This is a genomic window from Massiliimicrobium timonense, from assembly GCF_002160865.1.
Lineage (GTDB): Bacteria > Bacillota_I > Bacilli_A > Erysipelotrichales > Coprobacillaceae > Allocoprobacillus.
In genome coordinates this window covers 1-16,712 of sequence record NZ_NFLJ01000037.1, presented here as the reverse complement: position 1 = coordinate 16,712, position 16,712 = coordinate 1, and the positions used below count along the sequence as shown (strand labels likewise).

Here is a 16,712-nt window from a genome sequence, read left to right as displayed (position 1 = left end):
TCCCACATCATAAATCATTAAAATAATTTAAATATGAAAAATAATATTTATTCTACTTTTAGTATATCATCTTTCATTTAAATGTAAAGTCATTTTATAAAGAAAAAACATCTTCTTTCAAAGATGTTTATATTGATTTTAAGATTCTTGTCGTTGTAAATATTTTTCTAATCATCATGTATATAATCATAGATACTACAAATATCAATAACGAACTGAAAATAAGAATTACTAATGAATAAACGGCTATATCCACTTGAAACATACCAAGTCCACAAAAGCATCCAATCAACATAATATAAGAGATGAACATAGGTAAAATATATAAAGAGGCATCTTTAAGAATATGTGCTTTCATAATATTTTGATCTTTTATACCATTTGCTTCTAATAAAACTTGTGCAAATCTCATATGATAATAATCATTTATTTTTAAAAGAATAATTGATACAACAACAATAATAAAGAGAATAATCATCATTGTTCCACTCAAATAATCTGCCATCTGTTTAACATCTAATAACGTTAAAATTTCTTGATGACTTTCTAAAGTTATATCATCATATTGACTTGATAATTTTTCTAAAACTTCAATATATGATTCCTTTTGATCTATTTTGATTAAAGCAAATGATGTTTGATTATTATCAAATCCTTGTGCACGATATATTTCCATATAATCATCATAAGGTATATAAATAATTCTTGCTAGAGATAAATTCAATGAATAATCATCAAAATTCTTATCTAATTGAAATTGTGGTTTCACTTCTATTTTTTGATTATCAAACAACAGTTCAATAGATTGATTTTGCGTATCTCTATAAACTTCATAGTTGATGTAAACACCTGTATACGATGGAGTATCAAAAGTTTGAGCTATATCACGATAAAAGAAATCAGATTCCAAATAAGGACATACTAAATAATTATTATCTGATACAAGTGGAAAAATTTTCTCTATTCTTTGAATATGTTCCATATTCCCTATATCTCTTATCTGACTAGAACTGATATTATGATTCATTTCAACAATCAATTGTAAACTTTCATAATCTTTAACTGTCTGCATTAACTGGTTTTGATAATATTGAAAATAGACTCCCATAAATGTGCTTATAAATAAGATAAGGATAAGAAATAATTGAAAAATACGATGTTTCCATTTTTCTTTTTTAAATTGATATTGAAAGAAAACTGATAATTGGTGGAATGTATTGGATATATGATGAACTGCTTTTGTTTCAAAAACATCTTGTTTTTTTAAACAATAGATTCTTTGATTGCGAATTTCATAAAGACAATCACAAACGTCCTTTATCAGTTCATCATGCGTCGCAATCAATATCGTTTTATGATATTGATTTTTTAATAAATCAATAATTTTTAAAAACTCTTGTCGATTATCCTCATCTAAATAAGCCGTAGGTTCATCCATAAATATATAAGGTGTATCTTTCATTAAAGCACAAATGATAGCTAAGCGTTGTCTTTCTCCACCAGAAAGATGTTCAATAGGTGTCTGGTCATCTAAATATAATTCTAAATCTGTAAGATATTGTCTTGCTTGATCTTCATCAAACTCATCATGTGTCAAACTAGAGAAAAAACGAATATTTTCCATCAAATTCATACTATCAAACAATGGAATATTTTGAAAAACAAAAGCTATTTGATTTTTTTGAATATCTTTAATTTCATCTTGAGATAAAGTATGAACATCAATACCATCAAAGATGTAATCCATTTGAATCTGTTTTGTTAGAAAAGCCATATCATATAATAGACTGCTTTTTCCAGAACCACTAGGACCAAAAAGCACTGTCAATTGTTCATTAGGCACATAAAGCTCACCATTCTTGATCAATTCCCTATCAAAAGTTAAGTTAATATTTTTTAAAGATAACATACCCTACCTCTTTTTATAACTTTCTATTTTTTAAATGTTTCTTATCTTTTAGTAAGAACTGAGATACGATGACATTCACTAGCAATAAGAATAAACTGATTACCAACACAATAATATTAAATACAAACATATTTGTAAAATCATCTAAATAACTTTGATAGAAATAAGCCAATATCAATCCAACCACACTCACAACAACAAAATAAACTCCATTTTCAAATAAAATCACTTGATGAATTTTTTGTTTATTGATTCCATTTCTTCTTAACAAATTCATTTCTTCTTTTCTTGATTTCATCATAAAATATTGCACCACTATAAAAGCAGCCAGTGCTATACCACAAATACCTGCAACACTCACAAGCTGTGTTTGAAAGGCATCTTTTTGTATTACATCTATTTCAAGATAATCCAAATATACAGAATATGCATCATAATGGCTATCCATTTCTAATATAGCATCATAAACCTCTTTCGCTTGATCTTCATCCACAAAAATAACATATTCATCCATTGTATAAGGTTGTGCATCAACTTGATCAGCTGCTCTATTAACACTAGAAGAAGGAACCATTTCATCATTTTCATTGACATTGTTTATCATATCACGAAACATATGATCAGGCACATAAATCATAAAATCAGTAGCAACTGAACGATAATTCTCATCATTGTTTAAAACCTTATCCACCTTTAATTCCAGTTCTTTTAATACATAAGATATTTTTCTATATGGATTCATATCTAATACATATTGTTGATAAGGAATATAAAACTTCGCTTTGATTGTATCTCCCTCATGAATATTATATATCTCAGACAACATACTGTTTATATAAATTCCGTTATCATGAGCATTAAAATCATTTTCTTCATAATATGGGAAAATTGCCGGTGCACGACTTCCATCTGCTTCAACTGAATAGATACTTGAATGCCCATTTTGATCAATAATTTCCATACTTTGAGTTTCATCTGTACTATTTGGATTAAAAAGCGTTAAAACTTTAAATGTTTCTATTTTCCTAACTCCATCCATATTTTGAATTTTATTAAAATCATCTTTATTCATTGGTTGAATGATTTCATCCTCATAAGCAGGTGCATATATCATATCTAATTGCCCACTTCTATTTCTCATAAAAATCATTTCTTTTGATGATTGATTAAAAATCAAAGGATCTACCTCTGTGGTATTCATAAAAGATTGTGTCAATGGCATTGATTGAATCAGTATAAATATTGATATAATAATAATTCCTGCAAACTGTATCCACTGTATAGGTGTTTTATATTGACAATATTTAATAGGTGAAAAATGATATTTCTTTACCTTATCAGTCATTTCATTTTGATCATGTATTTCTTGTTTCTCAATTTCAAATTGTTGATTTTCTATCTTATAGATGACATCACATATCTCTAAGATTTCTGGTGTATGTGTGGTTAAAATAATCATCTTATTTTTTAATGATAACAATACTTCTTTCAATAGGATAATATTCTTTTTATCTAAAGAGGCTGTTGGTTCATCTAAAATGATAATGTCCTTATCACAATACAAAGCTAAAGCAATCAAAAACCTCTTTCTTTCACCAATGGACAATACACTTGGAGATTTCTTGATATTGATATGGTGTAAATTCACTTGATTTAAAAATCTTTCTATTTCACTTTCTTCTATCTTTTCATCTTTCATCTGTGCATAAAAAGAAAAATGTTGTTTTATAGACATATTAGGAAAATAACTACCCAACTGATCAACATATGCGATATGTTCTTTTACAAAATCATCCTTTTGATTAATTATTTTATTATTATAAACCATTTCCATTTGTAATTGAGGAAAATCTTGGACCATACTTCTTAAAAATGTTGTTTTTCCTGATCCACTTTTTCCAATAATAGCGTGTATATGAGAATCATAGAATTGAATTTTTGCATCATTGAATATATTTCTTTGAAATGAGATATTGATATTTTTAATTTCTAACATATTATTCTCCTATTAACCAATCAATAAATTTTAATATTTTCATTATACTGAATTATTTGATACTATGTACTTCCCAACGTAAACGTACTATTCAAATTTATATTAAACATAGAGGAGTAAAACCCCTCTATGTTTAATAATCTAACTGAATATTTATTTAGCAAAAATCTTGCAGAATGTTTTAAAGAAAAAATTTTAATAGAGCTTCTATAATAACATGGTTTTATTGTACTTTTTGTTATAGAGTTGTGGTCCTCTTGGTTGAATATCCAACACTTAAACAGTTCCTACTCCTCCATAAATCATTGCATCTACAAATATTAATCCTAATTTTTTCATTCAATAAGTTTTTTCTAAAGATATCTTTCATATATGAATTATCTTATACTTCAAATATAACTTGTTATTGACTTATTTTCAAGTTGCTATTTTTGTGTAACTTATCCTATATTTTCATCAAAAATAAAACTATAATCTATTTGCTTATATGATTTATTTAATTTTTCTAAGCATTGTATATACTTATCTTGTTTATTATATTTCTTGTAAAAATCTTTTATAATTTCTAATATGAATAACGTTGTCTGAATATTTTGTATTTTCTTTGATGTTTTATAGACATTGAAAAGCTTTTTTTCTTTTCTCTCATAACTTGAATCTGATAAAAGAACATAAAAAGCTTGTATTATATCAATAAAGTATTGATCCGAAATAGAAGATATATTATTTTTAGCTTTTTTAATATACTTTTTAGCTAAAGATAAATTATTTAGTTGATAATAAGCAAAGGATATATAAAAAAGAATTCTTACATCATTATTGCTTCTTAATAGAGCCTCATCTTTTTTTGATAAAATTTTATTATATTCTTGTGCACAAATATAATCCCAAAATAAATTATTATACGTACTAATTACAGATTTTTGCATTTGCAATTCTTCAAACATCTCAATACACTTTAAATTAATTTCTTCACTTTTTTTATAATTTCTCATATGACAATAAATTACCGCAATTTGAAAAGAAATACTTACAAGTCTTCTCAAATTTAATTGTTCACAAAAAGATTCTCTTGCTTGAATGGCACAATCAAATGCTTCTGTTAACCTTTCTATACATGTTAAGCTGATACTTTTATGATAATTCAACATTGCACTGCTATATTGATTTCCTTTATACATCATAGCCTTATCATAATACATGATTGCTTCAGTATGTAAATTGTTATAATAAAAATAAACACCAATATAATCATAAAATAACACTATTTGATAACTTTCTAAGTAATCAAAATATTCTTCAATATAAAAATAATCTGTTATATTAATAGAATCATAAATATTAATATTATAAATCATTTCTGCTAATAAATATTTTATATATGAAAATGATGAATATATATTTTTTTCATACACTTTTAATTTCAAAAATGATTTCTCGAAATCTTTCATATATATAACATCATTTATAAATTGATAAAAATCATTTTCAAATTTTTCATCAATTTTCTCAGTAGAAAATTCTATACCCATTAAGGAAAATATCTTTTGAACATTTTCAAAAGATATTCCTTCTTTATTTCTTTCAACTCGACTTAAATAGCCTTTTGAAAGACCGGTTTTATAACTCACATATTTCAAAGTTAATTCATTTTGGATTCTATTAAGTTTAATAATTCCACCAATACTTTCTATCATGATTGCCTCCTACTTTATATTGCTGGTCCTTCATCCTTTAACAATCCAACTTCTTCATAAATACATCCTGTCTTTGTTTGAAGGTTATATCCACAATTTTCATCATGTCTATGAATAAATACTCCTACACATAAAATTGCTGATGCAAATAATGTCATTAATATTTTTTTCACAACTTTTTCCTCCTGCTTTCATTTTATCAAATATATATTTTTTCAATCAACTCCTTTTTGTTGTGTAACAAAAAAACGGATTTCTCCGTTTTCTATCTTTGTAAATATGACATTAATGGTTGTTTCACATGATCAACAACATAACCACTTCCACCACGACCTTTCACATCTTCTACCATTGTTGTAATAACAATAGGATTTGATGAATCTGTAGAAGCAACAGATAACCAACCTATTTCTGTTCCTGTCGTATCATCTTGTGATTCTTTAATTTCTCCTGTTCCTGTTTTTGCAGCCAATTGGAATTGACTATTCTTCAAGCTATGAGCTGTTCCGTGACTATCTTCTACAACTTGAATTAAATCTGATTTGATTTCATCCGTTGTTTTCTTTGAGAATGGTTCAGCCCATACAGATGTTTCAGTAGATTTCACAACATGAGGTGTCATCATTTTTCCATCATTCATAAATGAACTATAAATAGATGCCATTTGTACAGGATTCATTAAAATTTGTCCTTGACCATATCCACTATCAGCAATCTGTATATCCTTATCAAATGAATCACTTGTATATTGTGATTTTGTTAATGCTAATTCAAAAGGTATATCTTCTCCAATCTTTAAAGATTGATATCCTTTTTCAAGATTATCTTTTCCAATTTCTAATGCCGCTTTCGCAAAATAAACATTATCTGAATAAATTAAAGCATTTTTTAAATTATTAGGGTTAGGAGCATGTAATGTTGTGACATAATAATCTCCCCAGCTTGAATCTTTTTGCCATTTCATTTCAGCTCCAAAATCTTTAGAAGCATCTAATGAACCTGTTTCTAAACCAATTGCTGCTGTAATAGATTTCATAGTTGAACCAGGCACCCAAGTTGAACGGAAACGATTTGTCAGTGGTTGTGCTTCATCATTGTTTAAAGCATCCCATTCTTCCGTTGAAAATCCATAAATAAAATTATTACTATCAAATGATGGTGTACTGACTAACGCTAAAACTTCTCCATTTGTTGGATTCATTGCCACTGAAGCACTTTGATCATTTTCAAATGATTGATATAAATCTTTTTGTAAATCGATATCAATTGTTAATGTAATATCTTGTCCATCTTGTTTTTCTTGAGTAGCTACTGTACTCTTTGTACTTCCATTTTCATCAACAATAGAAATAGTTGCTCCATTTGTTCCTTTTAATTGTTTTTCATAGGCAGCTTCTATACCACTTCTACCAATCATTGATGTTTCTGTGTAGCCTTCTCCTTGATGTTTTTCTAAATCTTCTGCCGTTACTTGTTGCATATATCCTGTTAAATGAGAAGTGATTTCTCCATAAGGATAGCTACGCACTTCTACAGTATTTAATTGTACTCCTGGTATTTGTAATAACTGATTTTCTAGTTGTGTATCATCAGATGGAATTGTTGTTAATGGGACAAAAGAATCATCTTGAATCCAAGCAGCACTCATTGTTTTTTGAATACTTTCTTTTGTTAATGATAGTAATTTTGCTAATTGATCATAATCATTTTCCCCATTTAATTTTCCTCTAACAAGCCCAACAGAGTAAGCCTCTCCCTGCCCTGCTAACATTTTTCCATTGCGGTCTAAGATTCTTCCTCGATTTGCTTCATCTTCCGATACTCTGACTTTATCATTTTGCGTTAAGTCTGGGAAAATAAAAGAATCATCCCATACAATCTTATCATCTTCTATTGTTGTCTTATTTTCAAAAGAAACTTCACCAGCAACTGTATTCATTTTAACTTGATAAGTTAATTGGTTATCTTCTTCATCTAAAACTTCAATACTTAATTGATTAGCTTCAATTCCTTCATAAATATTTTGATTTCTTGTCACAAATGTTTCTTTATCATATTTTTTCTGTGATTCTTCACTAATACAATCATACATTTCATCATATTTCTTTTCTGAAATCAAAGTATAAAAATCTTTTAATGTGCCTTCATTATTGTTCCCCGATAACAAGAAAAATAAAACAACACTTACAATCACTATAATTCCAACAATACCTCCAATAATGAAATATTTCTTGGAATTATTATTTGTATAAACAACACCCATGTTATTCCCTCCTTTGCTATTTTAGTATAACACTTTTAAAAAACAAAAGAAATATGAACATATTAGACTTTGTCGCTTTTTAAGAGAACAAAAACGACTAACTAAAAGTTAGCCATTGTTTTGTGGAGCATTAAGATTTGTAATGATTGCTAAAATAGTAAGGATATGACCTAATTTCGTATCTGAAATAGCTCTCATTGTTTCTCTAAATTCATTATTACCTTGATTATAAGTATGGGTACGATACTGTAAAAAAGAATTGATTTCTAATCTCAAAATTTCATTAAGAACAGCTCTATAACCACCTTGTAAATTCACATCAGGAATCATTGGATCATAATTAATGCCATATTCTAACTTATAAAAATAATTCAAATAAATAGCATTTTGTTCAGCATTTTTCGCAAATCTTAATAATGCCTCTTTTTCTTCCTGTGATGAAGCTAAAGCTGCTGCACGACGATAAAGTTGAGCCAAAAATTTTTCTGTATAAATATAAGATTGAAGTTGATCTCGCATCTTTGACACCTCAATTTAACATATGCCTATAAGCAAAAAATGTGAAAAAAGATTTATCTATTTCAACAAATCTTTAATCACTTCACTCGCTATTAATAAACCGGCACTAGATGGAACAAAGGATGTACTACCCGGTATAACTCTTTTATTTGTTTGTTCATTGGATACTTGTGGTTTTAAAGGTTCTTCTTTGGAATAAACAACTTTTAAATGTTGAATGCCTCTTTTCTTTAATTCTCTACGCATCACTTTAGCTAGAGGACATACGGATGTTTTATAAATATCACTCACTTCTAGCATGGCTGGATTCATTTTATTCCCTGTTCCCATAGAACTTATTAAAGGAGTTTTCTGATCACAACGCATTGCTAATTCTATTTTGGAAGTAATCGTATCAATTGCATCTACGACATAATCATATTGTGTCAAATCAATATCATCTGCATTTTCTGGCAAATAAAACATTTCTAAAGTATGGACATCACAATCTGGATGAATAGATAAAATTCTTTCTTTCATGACTTCTACTTTCTTTTTTCCAATCGTATCTTGTGTCGCAATGATTTGACGATTTAAATTAGAAAGCGATACTGTATCATTGTCTACTATTGTGATATGCCCGATTCCACTTCTGACTAGTGCTTCTACAACATAACCACCGACACCACCGACACCAAAAACAATCACATGTTTTTGATTTAATTGACAAATACAATCTTTTCCAACTAACAATTCAAATCTAGAAAACATATTATTCTCCTTTATCATAAGTATCTAAAAAATGATGTTTTCCCTGTTCATCACTATATGAAATAATGGTTGCCAGATTCACATTTTCTACACTCTTAAAAACATTCTTTTTCACATTAGGATTCATTGTTTCTAAATACTTTAATAAATTCTTCATTTCTTCTCTTTTTGAAGTATGATGCACTTCCCCTAGTTCTTCCATTTCTTCTGTAAAACGACAGGCACATTGAATAAATGATAAATCATTATAACGACACCAATGAATAATATCTTTTTCTTCAATCAAATACATCGGTCTAATCAGTTCCATTCCTTCAAAATTTGTACTATGTAATTTAGGCATCATTGTTTGTATTTGTGAACCATAGAACATACCCATTAAAATTGTTTCAATAACATCATCAAAATGATGTCCTAAAGCAATCTTATTACATCCTAATTCCTTTGCTTTGGCATACAAAAAACCTCTACGCATTCTAGCACATAAATAACATGGTGATTTTTCAATATTTGTGACAACTTGAAAAATATCTGATTCAAAAAACTGTACAGGTATACCCATAATTTTTGCATTTTCTTCAATCTTTTGGCGATTCTTTTGATTATATCCCGGATCCATTGATAAAAAGATTAAACCAAAATCAAATTGACCATGTCTTTTAATTTCCTGTAATAATTTAGCCATCAACATAGAATCCTTTCCTCCAGAAATACACACTGCAATATTATCTCCCGGTTGAATTAAATCATATGTCTGAATAGCTTTTACAAACTTTCTCCATATTGGTTTACGATATTTTTTAATAATACTTTGTTCTATTTGTTTAACTCTGTCCATACCCATCTCCTCGCTGTTTTATTTTACATGAATACATATAAAAAAACAATACAATCGCTTCTTAAAGAAAAACAGAACGTTCATAACGCTCTGCTATTCTTTTCCATCCCAACAGTAAGTACATAACTTACATGGTTCAATACCTATAGATTCAATAAGATCATCTAAACGATGATATCTTAAAGATGTAAATTTCAATCTCTTACAAATTTCATCTAACATTTGTTGATATTTTTCACTATCTGGATTAGCATATTCTGCCAATACCTCATCAGTGACATCGCCTTGTTCTAAATCTTTAATGACACGTCTTGTAATAAGGTCTAATTCTGAATTAGAACGTGAAAAATTCAAATATTTACATCCAAACAATATCGGTGGACAAGCCGGTCTAACATGGACTTCTTTGGCACCAGATTGATATAAGAATTCTGTTGTTTCTCTTAATTGTGTTCCTCTGACAATAGAATCATCAATTAACAATAAACTCTTATTTTTAATTAATTCTTTAACAGGAATTAATTTCATTTTCGCAATTAAGTTTCTTTGACCTTGACTTTGTGGCATAAATGAACGAGGCCAAGTTGGTGTATATTTAATGAATGGTCTTGCAAATGGGATACCAGATTCATTAGCGTAACCAATCGCATGTGCCAATCCTGAATCAGGAACTCCAGCGACACTATCAGGTTCAACTGTTCCTTGATCACGTTTAGCTAACATACTTCCACAATCATAACGCATCTTTTCAACATTGACTCCTTCATATGTTGAAGTTGGATATCCATAATAAACCCATAAAAATGAACAAATTTTCATTTGATCATTAGGTTTGACTTTTTGTGTAAACCCATGAGGATAAATAAATCCAATCTCTCCAGAACCCAAATCCTTATAATGATGATATCCTAAATTTAAAAATGCTGAACTTTCAAAAGTGACACAATAAGCATCATCTTTTCTTCCAATAATGACAGGTGTTCTTCCTAATTTATCTCTAGCACAATAAATACCCTCACTTGTCATAATCAAAATACTCATAGATCCTTTGACAAGTTTTTGAGCATGTTGAATACCTTCTACAATAGATTCCTTTTGATTAATCAATGCTGCTACCATTTCTGTAGGATTAATTTCTCCCCCACTCATTTCTAAGAAATGTGTTTTTCCTTGTTCAAAACATAAAGTTCTTAATTCATCTAAATTATTAATTCTTCCTACAGTTGTAATCGCAAAAGAACCTAAATGTGAATTTACCAGTAAAGGCTGTGCTTCACTATCAGAAATACAACCAATCCCAATATTTCCAGCAAATTCTTCTACATCTTTTTCAAACTTTGTACGAAAAGGTGAATTTTCAATATTATGAATAGAACGTTGAAATCCATCCTTTCCATAAACAGCCATTCCACCCCTTCTTGTTCCTAGATGCGAATGATAATCTACTCCAAAAAACAAATCCATAACACAATCATTTTGTGATGCTACCCCAAAAAAACCACTCATACTGTTCCTATCTCCTTTGTTTATCAATTTACACACCTATTCTAATCAATTTCGCCATAAAAGTCTACAAACTTTTTATTATTTCACGACTTTTTTATCGTTATCTCCAAAGACAAAGTAGCCTTTTCAAGGCTACTTTGTCATAAAAATTCTTGATCGCTTTTCTAACTCTTGAATAAACTCCTGTTTTTTAACAGGTGAAATCAATACCTCACTATTTCCATTTCTTCCTTTTTGGGCTTTATATATCATATCTATACGATCCAATGATAAACCACAAGAACTTAAGGGATTATGTGTTTCTTTAAAAGAGCGAATATCTAAATAAGGTATATCTTCATGAAAGAAAAAACCACATTTCACTTCTAAATAATCTTCATGAAACTCATAATATGTTCCTATCGTACATGCTATCATTAAAACATCTACACCACCAAATATAATCACAATAAACCAAAAACCTAACCATGAAAAATCTCCTATCAGTAATTTGATGATTTCATAATTACCATAGACAATCACACTCATAGCTATAATCCACATTATACCTATCTTTGAACGATAACGTTTCATATGCCCTCCTTAAAAATAAGCATCTATTCCATCAGCAATGCCTTTTGCACATTTTGTTTGAAAAGCATCATCATTTAATAAACGATCTTCAGTTGGATTTGTGATAAATCCCATTTCTATATAGATAGATGGAACTTCACTCCAGTTAATCCCCGATAAATCATTACGATAAGAAACACCTCTACTTTTTAAGCCAGTAGCAGCACAATAAGATTGAATGACTTTTTGAGCCAGTTTTGATGATGCACTATAAATAGAAGCACAATAAGGATTATCCTTTGCTGGAGCAATCGTATGTGCCCCTCTTGCACTTGAACCTGCACCATCACAATGCAAATGAATAACTGCTGCAGCATTATTGTTGTTACCTATCATCGCACGTTCTTTATTCGAAATATCAACATTCTGACTTGTTCTTGTCATAATGACTGTATAGCCTCGTGACTGCAATTCACTTCTTAATTTTAATCCAATTTCTAAAGTTGTTTGAGATTCTGGAATTTTCGTTGTTGTCCCTGTAGCTCCACCAGCAACTTTTGCCTTTTTTGTAGATGCTCCCGGTCCAACAGGTTCTAAAGAACTGTTTCCTCGTCCTTGATGTCCCGGATCAATCACAATCACTTTATTACTAGCTGAAGGGACATATTGTTGTGTAGAAGTTGAAGATGAAGAAGATGATGAACTCTGAGATTTTGTAGCATCTTTTTTAACTTCCTCTTTTACTGTGACTTTCAATGTTTTTTCACTTTGATTATTATTTTTATCTACAGCTTTCACAACAACCTTATATGTTCCTGCTTTTTTCGTGTTGACATTATTTTCATATGTATAATAACCTGTCTGTTTATCTTTGATTTTATCTTTAGACACATATGTTAAAGGGCCATCAACAGGATCTTTAACAGATTGAATATATGATTTCACATCAAATGAATCTCCATATTCTATACTGACTGAATCCTTAGATAATTGAATTTCTGGTAACTTTGTATCTTTTACTTCAATCATATGTTTAAAGGTTTTACTTAAATCTCCTTTTGTCACTTTATACTCTAAAGTTTGTTGACCTAATGACATAGTATCTAAAGTTGGAGCCATCAATCTTCCACTTTGTTGATCAACAAAATCCTCTGCTTTGATATCACTTCCATATTCCACCACTGTCTGATCTGTAAACGTTAATTGAATAGAATCTAATATTTTCTGTCTTTGATCATTTTGATACCATATATAACCACCAATAGCTCCTGCAACGATAATGATTATAGCTAAAGCAACAATAATCCATTTCTTTTTTGTCATTCAACCCTCTCCCTTCATTATCTTTATTCTATCATCTTCATCTTATGAAAAAAAGAGTCGTTATCATAAATATAACAACTCTCATCATAAAATTAACCTTCAAAATCTTTAACGACTCTTTTTAAATCTTCACGAATTGGTAGCTGTTGTGGACACATTCTTTCACACGCTCCACATTGTTGACAGTGACTGGCTTTTTCTTGGTCACTCATCTTTTCGTATTTTCCTTTAAATAATTTTTCATCATCATAAATAAAGCAATTATTCCAATACTTAAAGTTAGAAGGGATATTCACACCAAAAGGACAAGGCATACAATAACCACAACCTGTACATCCATTCTTTGTACGGGCATGTAATGTATCCGCCACCTTTTCCACAATCGCCATTTCTTCATCATTTAAGTTTTGATAATTTTCAAAAGTTTTCAGATTATCTTTCACTTGTGCTAATGTTGACATACCACTCAAAATCACCTTAACTCCCGGTAATGTTCCTACATAACGCAAAGCCCAAGAAGCTAATGTTCTTTTAGAATCATAATCTTGAAACATCTTTGTTACATCTGCTGGAAGGGTTGCTAAACTCCCACCTTTGATTGGTTCCATAACAACCAAAGGAACACCTAATTGATTAGCTAAATCAACACCTTTTTGTCCTGCTTGAATATTCATATCCATATAATTTAATTGTAATTGACAAAAATCCCAGTGATGTGCTTTTAAGATTGTTTCAAAGACTGGATATTCATCATGAAAACTAAATCCTAAATACTTAATTTTTCCTTCTTGTCTTAATTGCTTACATAATTCAATAATATGATATTCCTTCACCTTTTCCCATTTTTTAGCATCCAAAGCATGTAATAAATAAAAATCAACATAATCTACACCTAATCTTTGTAATTGTGATTCAAAGATATCTTTGGCTTCTTCTTGACTATGGACATTCCAAATAGGTAATTTTGTAGCCAGAGTATATTGGTTACGATCATATTTTTTTAAAACACGTCCTACAAAAGGTTCACTATCTCCATTATGATATGGATAAGCTGTATCAATATATGTGACACCATGTGAAATAGCCATGTCCAGCATTTCTTCTGCTTCTTTTTCTTCAATATTTCCATTTTCATCTAAAGGGAAACGCATACATCCAAAACCAAGCAATGATGATTCTATTCCTAACTTTTCAAATTGTCTTCTTTCCATACTTGACCTCCTCACTTTTTATCATTATAAATCACAAACTATAAGTTATTCAATAACAACTCTCTGTCTTTCAAAACGATAAAGCGTATTTTTTGAAACATCTTTTTTTAAAGGAGAGGACAATGCGATAAGTTGAATATCACCCGGTACACGATATTCCATTTTTCTTACCAGATAACATCCATCACCTTTCATAATTCGATATTGAGGAATATACCCACCTTCAATGATTTCACCAGTTGATTCATTTTCCATCCATGTATCAGCTTCTACTTCTACATAAAAGTCATCTATTGTCCCTGCTTTCACAACTATCATATTGATTTGGTCTGTCAATTGATAAATACTATCAGAAGTTTTCCCAATATCTACTTGATAAGCTAATCGTGTAATCTCAAAAAAATCTTGTGACTGGGTTTCTACCTTTAATAAATAATTGGTGTTTTGAAATTTTTTTAAGGAAGCATCTTGTTTTAATAATGTTTTCATTTCATTGATTTGTTTCACAGCCTTTTCTTCCATATCATGATTGATTTGTTGTTGAACATCAGGATCTTCTTTATATGTTGTACAAAACAACTCTACAGGTATTTGATCTTCTACATTAACAATCGTTATCGTTCCTCCTGAAGCAATAAGTCCCTCATCATTTAAATCACAATTTTTATTTAGTGCAATAACATAACATGGTATACCATACTCATTTTTACATACAATAGCTGTTGTTCCAAACTGTTCAATTTGTGGAGATTCAAATGCCATTATTTGATTATGACTATGAATTTCTACTTTTCCATTATTAACACTGACTTCATAATTTTGATCTTGATTATCTTGCGTTATCCAATTTCCAGATAATGTTGATAAAACATAATAATATGATATACCATTTCCTCTATCGCCATAGGTCGCTATAAAAGCTTGTTGTTGATGATTATGATCATCATAACTGACAAGATTATTATCACCATTCAACCATAGCGTTGAAATATTTTCTCCTTGAGCATCATAGATGCCATTGGCTTTTCCAAAACATAAAAAAGTATAATGTAAATCTTTAAATTGTCCTGTTGTTTTATTTTGTTTAAGAATCAGTTGACTTGATAAATCTGGTGATAAAGAATAATAAGTATGATAGGGCGATAAACGACTTCCCACATCCCATAGAATAACAAAGATGATTCCTATTGATAAACTTCCAATGATGTAAGTCTGATGTGACCTTTGTTTCTTATCAATAAAGATGAAGATATATAGAGATATAATCATTCCTGCAACAACAATCCATTCTAAAGCATCAAAAAAATATTCAAAACCGATTCTTTTTAAAATAACAACATATCCTACTTCTAAACATGTTAGTAATACAAAAATAATCAAAGATATCATTTTTATCCATAATTGTATTTTCTCTTGATAAGAGATAGGAGCATGTATGCTTGTTGTAGATTGTTGTTGTATGTAGGACAAATCTTCATGTAAAATAAAGAGATTTTTATTTTGAATTTTTAAAACTATATAATCATTAAAATTCCATATATCTTGAATATCTTGATAGAAATATGATATTTTCTTTCCATCTTGAATATAATCAAATGATTGTTGATGTAGTTGATATTGAATATCTTTAGGCTTATAAAAATGTGTTTGTAATACCAGTTTGACTTTTAGACTTATTAAACACAATAAACCAAATATCATCATAACAAGTCCTATAATATCAAAATGGTGTTGTAAATAACGATTTAAAAGATAGATTGCATAACCTCCACAAATGAGTAAACATCCAACTAAAATTGTCATAATGAATAAAGGTTGTTGATTATAAATCATCTGTTGAAGATATGTTTTATACATAGATCGTTTTATTGTCATTGTTTGATAATGAGATGTCTGCGTTTGTGTTTTTTCCAAACTATCCTCACCATTCAATAATTCATCCACTGTCACATCTAAAATTCTAGCTAACTCTTTTAATAAAGAAATGTCAGGCATACTGGTTCCTTTTTGAATTCCGATATCGGAATTCAAACTGATATCCCGACTTTCTAAAGATTCCGATAAATAAAAACATAAGACCAACTATCTTTGATGATAATTGGTCTTTTTTGATGTGAACTGATTAAAATGTCGGAATCTTTTATAGAC

The 16,712-nt window shown here is 29.2% G+C and carries 13 protein-coding genes; all 13 read right to left on the bottom strand.

Going from position 1 to position 16,712, the window contains the following annotated elements:
* Nucleotides 1–127 precede the first annotated feature (127 nt).
* A complete protein-coding gene (locus B5E75_RS11450) occupies nt 128–1,909 on the bottom strand; it encodes an ABC transporter ATP-binding protein (protein WP_087359364.1) in 1,782 nt (593 codons plus the stop codon).
* A 13-nt stretch (nt 1,910–1,922) separates the two neighbouring features.
* Complete coding sequence (locus B5E75_RS11445) at nt 1,923–3,905, bottom strand: ATP-binding cassette domain-containing protein (protein ID WP_087359362.1); 1,983 nt, start codon at nt 3,903–3,905, stop codon at nt 1,923–1,925.
* 440 nt (nt 3,906–4,345) lie between these two features.
* Nucleotides 4,346–5,602, bottom strand: coding sequence for a helix-turn-helix domain-containing protein (locus B5E75_RS11440; RefSeq protein WP_087359361.1), 1,257 nt, complete (start codon nt 5,600–5,602; stop codon nt 4,346–4,348).
* Between the two features lie 14 nt (nt 5,603–5,616).
* Complete coding sequence (locus B5E75_RS14630; RefSeq protein WP_162607688.1) at nt 5,617–5,775, bottom strand: hypothetical protein; 159 nt, start codon at nt 5,773–5,775, stop codon at nt 5,617–5,619.
* A gap of 92 nt (nt 5,776–5,867) precedes the next feature.
* A complete protein-coding gene (locus B5E75_RS11435) occupies nt 5,868–7,865 on the bottom strand; it encodes a penicillin-binding transpeptidase domain-containing protein (protein WP_087359359.1) in 1,998 nt (665 codons plus the stop codon).
* 108 nt (nt 7,866–7,973) lie between these two features.
* Nucleotides 7,974–8,384: a hypothetical protein gene (locus B5E75_RS11430; protein WP_087359357.1), complete on the bottom strand. Its 411-nt coding sequence runs from the start codon at nt 8,382–8,384 to the stop codon at nt 7,974–7,976.
* A 57-nt stretch (nt 8,385–8,441) separates the two neighbouring features.
* The gene (locus tag B5E75_RS11425; protein WP_087359355.1) at nt 8,442–9,134 is read right to left on the bottom strand and encodes a tRNA threonylcarbamoyladenosine dehydratase; all 693 of its coding nucleotides are present in this window, start codon (nt 9,132–9,134) and stop codon (nt 8,442–8,444) included.
* A gap of 1 nt (nt 9,135) precedes the next feature.
* On the bottom strand, nt 9,136–9,972 hold the full coding sequence (locus B5E75_RS11420) for a tRNA 2-thiocytidine biosynthesis TtcA family protein (RefSeq protein WP_087359353.1): 837 nt from the start codon (nt 9,970–9,972) through the stop codon (nt 9,136–9,138).
* 93 nt (nt 9,973–10,065) lie between these two features.
* On the bottom strand, nt 10,066–11,478 hold the full coding sequence (locus B5E75_RS11415; protein ID WP_087359351.1) for an amidophosphoribosyltransferase: 1,413 nt from the start codon (nt 11,476–11,478) through the stop codon (nt 10,066–10,068).
* A gap of 132 nt (nt 11,479–11,610) precedes the next feature.
* Entirely contained in the window at nt 11,611–12,051 is a 441-nt protein-coding gene (locus B5E75_RS11410) for a PH domain-containing protein (RefSeq protein WP_087359349.1), read from the bottom strand.
* 9 nt (nt 12,052–12,060) lie between these two features.
* Nucleotides 12,061–13,353 carry an N-acetylmuramoyl-L-alanine amidase gene (locus tag B5E75_RS11405; RefSeq protein WP_087359347.1) on the bottom strand — a complete coding sequence of 431 codons (1,293 nt, stop codon included), beginning with the start codon at nt 13,351–13,353 and terminating at the stop codon, nt 12,061–12,063.
* Nucleotides 13,354–13,445: 92 nt separating this feature from the next.
* Entirely contained in the window at nt 13,446–14,564 is a 1,119-nt protein-coding gene (locus B5E75_RS11400; RefSeq protein WP_087359345.1) for an aldo/keto reductase, read from the bottom strand.
* Nucleotides 14,565–14,609: 45 nt separating this feature from the next.
* Nucleotides 14,610–16,595: a helix-turn-helix domain-containing protein gene (locus B5E75_RS11395; RefSeq protein WP_143746964.1), complete on the bottom strand. Its 1,986-nt coding sequence runs from the start codon at nt 16,593–16,595 to the stop codon at nt 14,610–14,612.
* Nucleotides 16,596–16,712 lie beyond the last annotated feature (117 nt).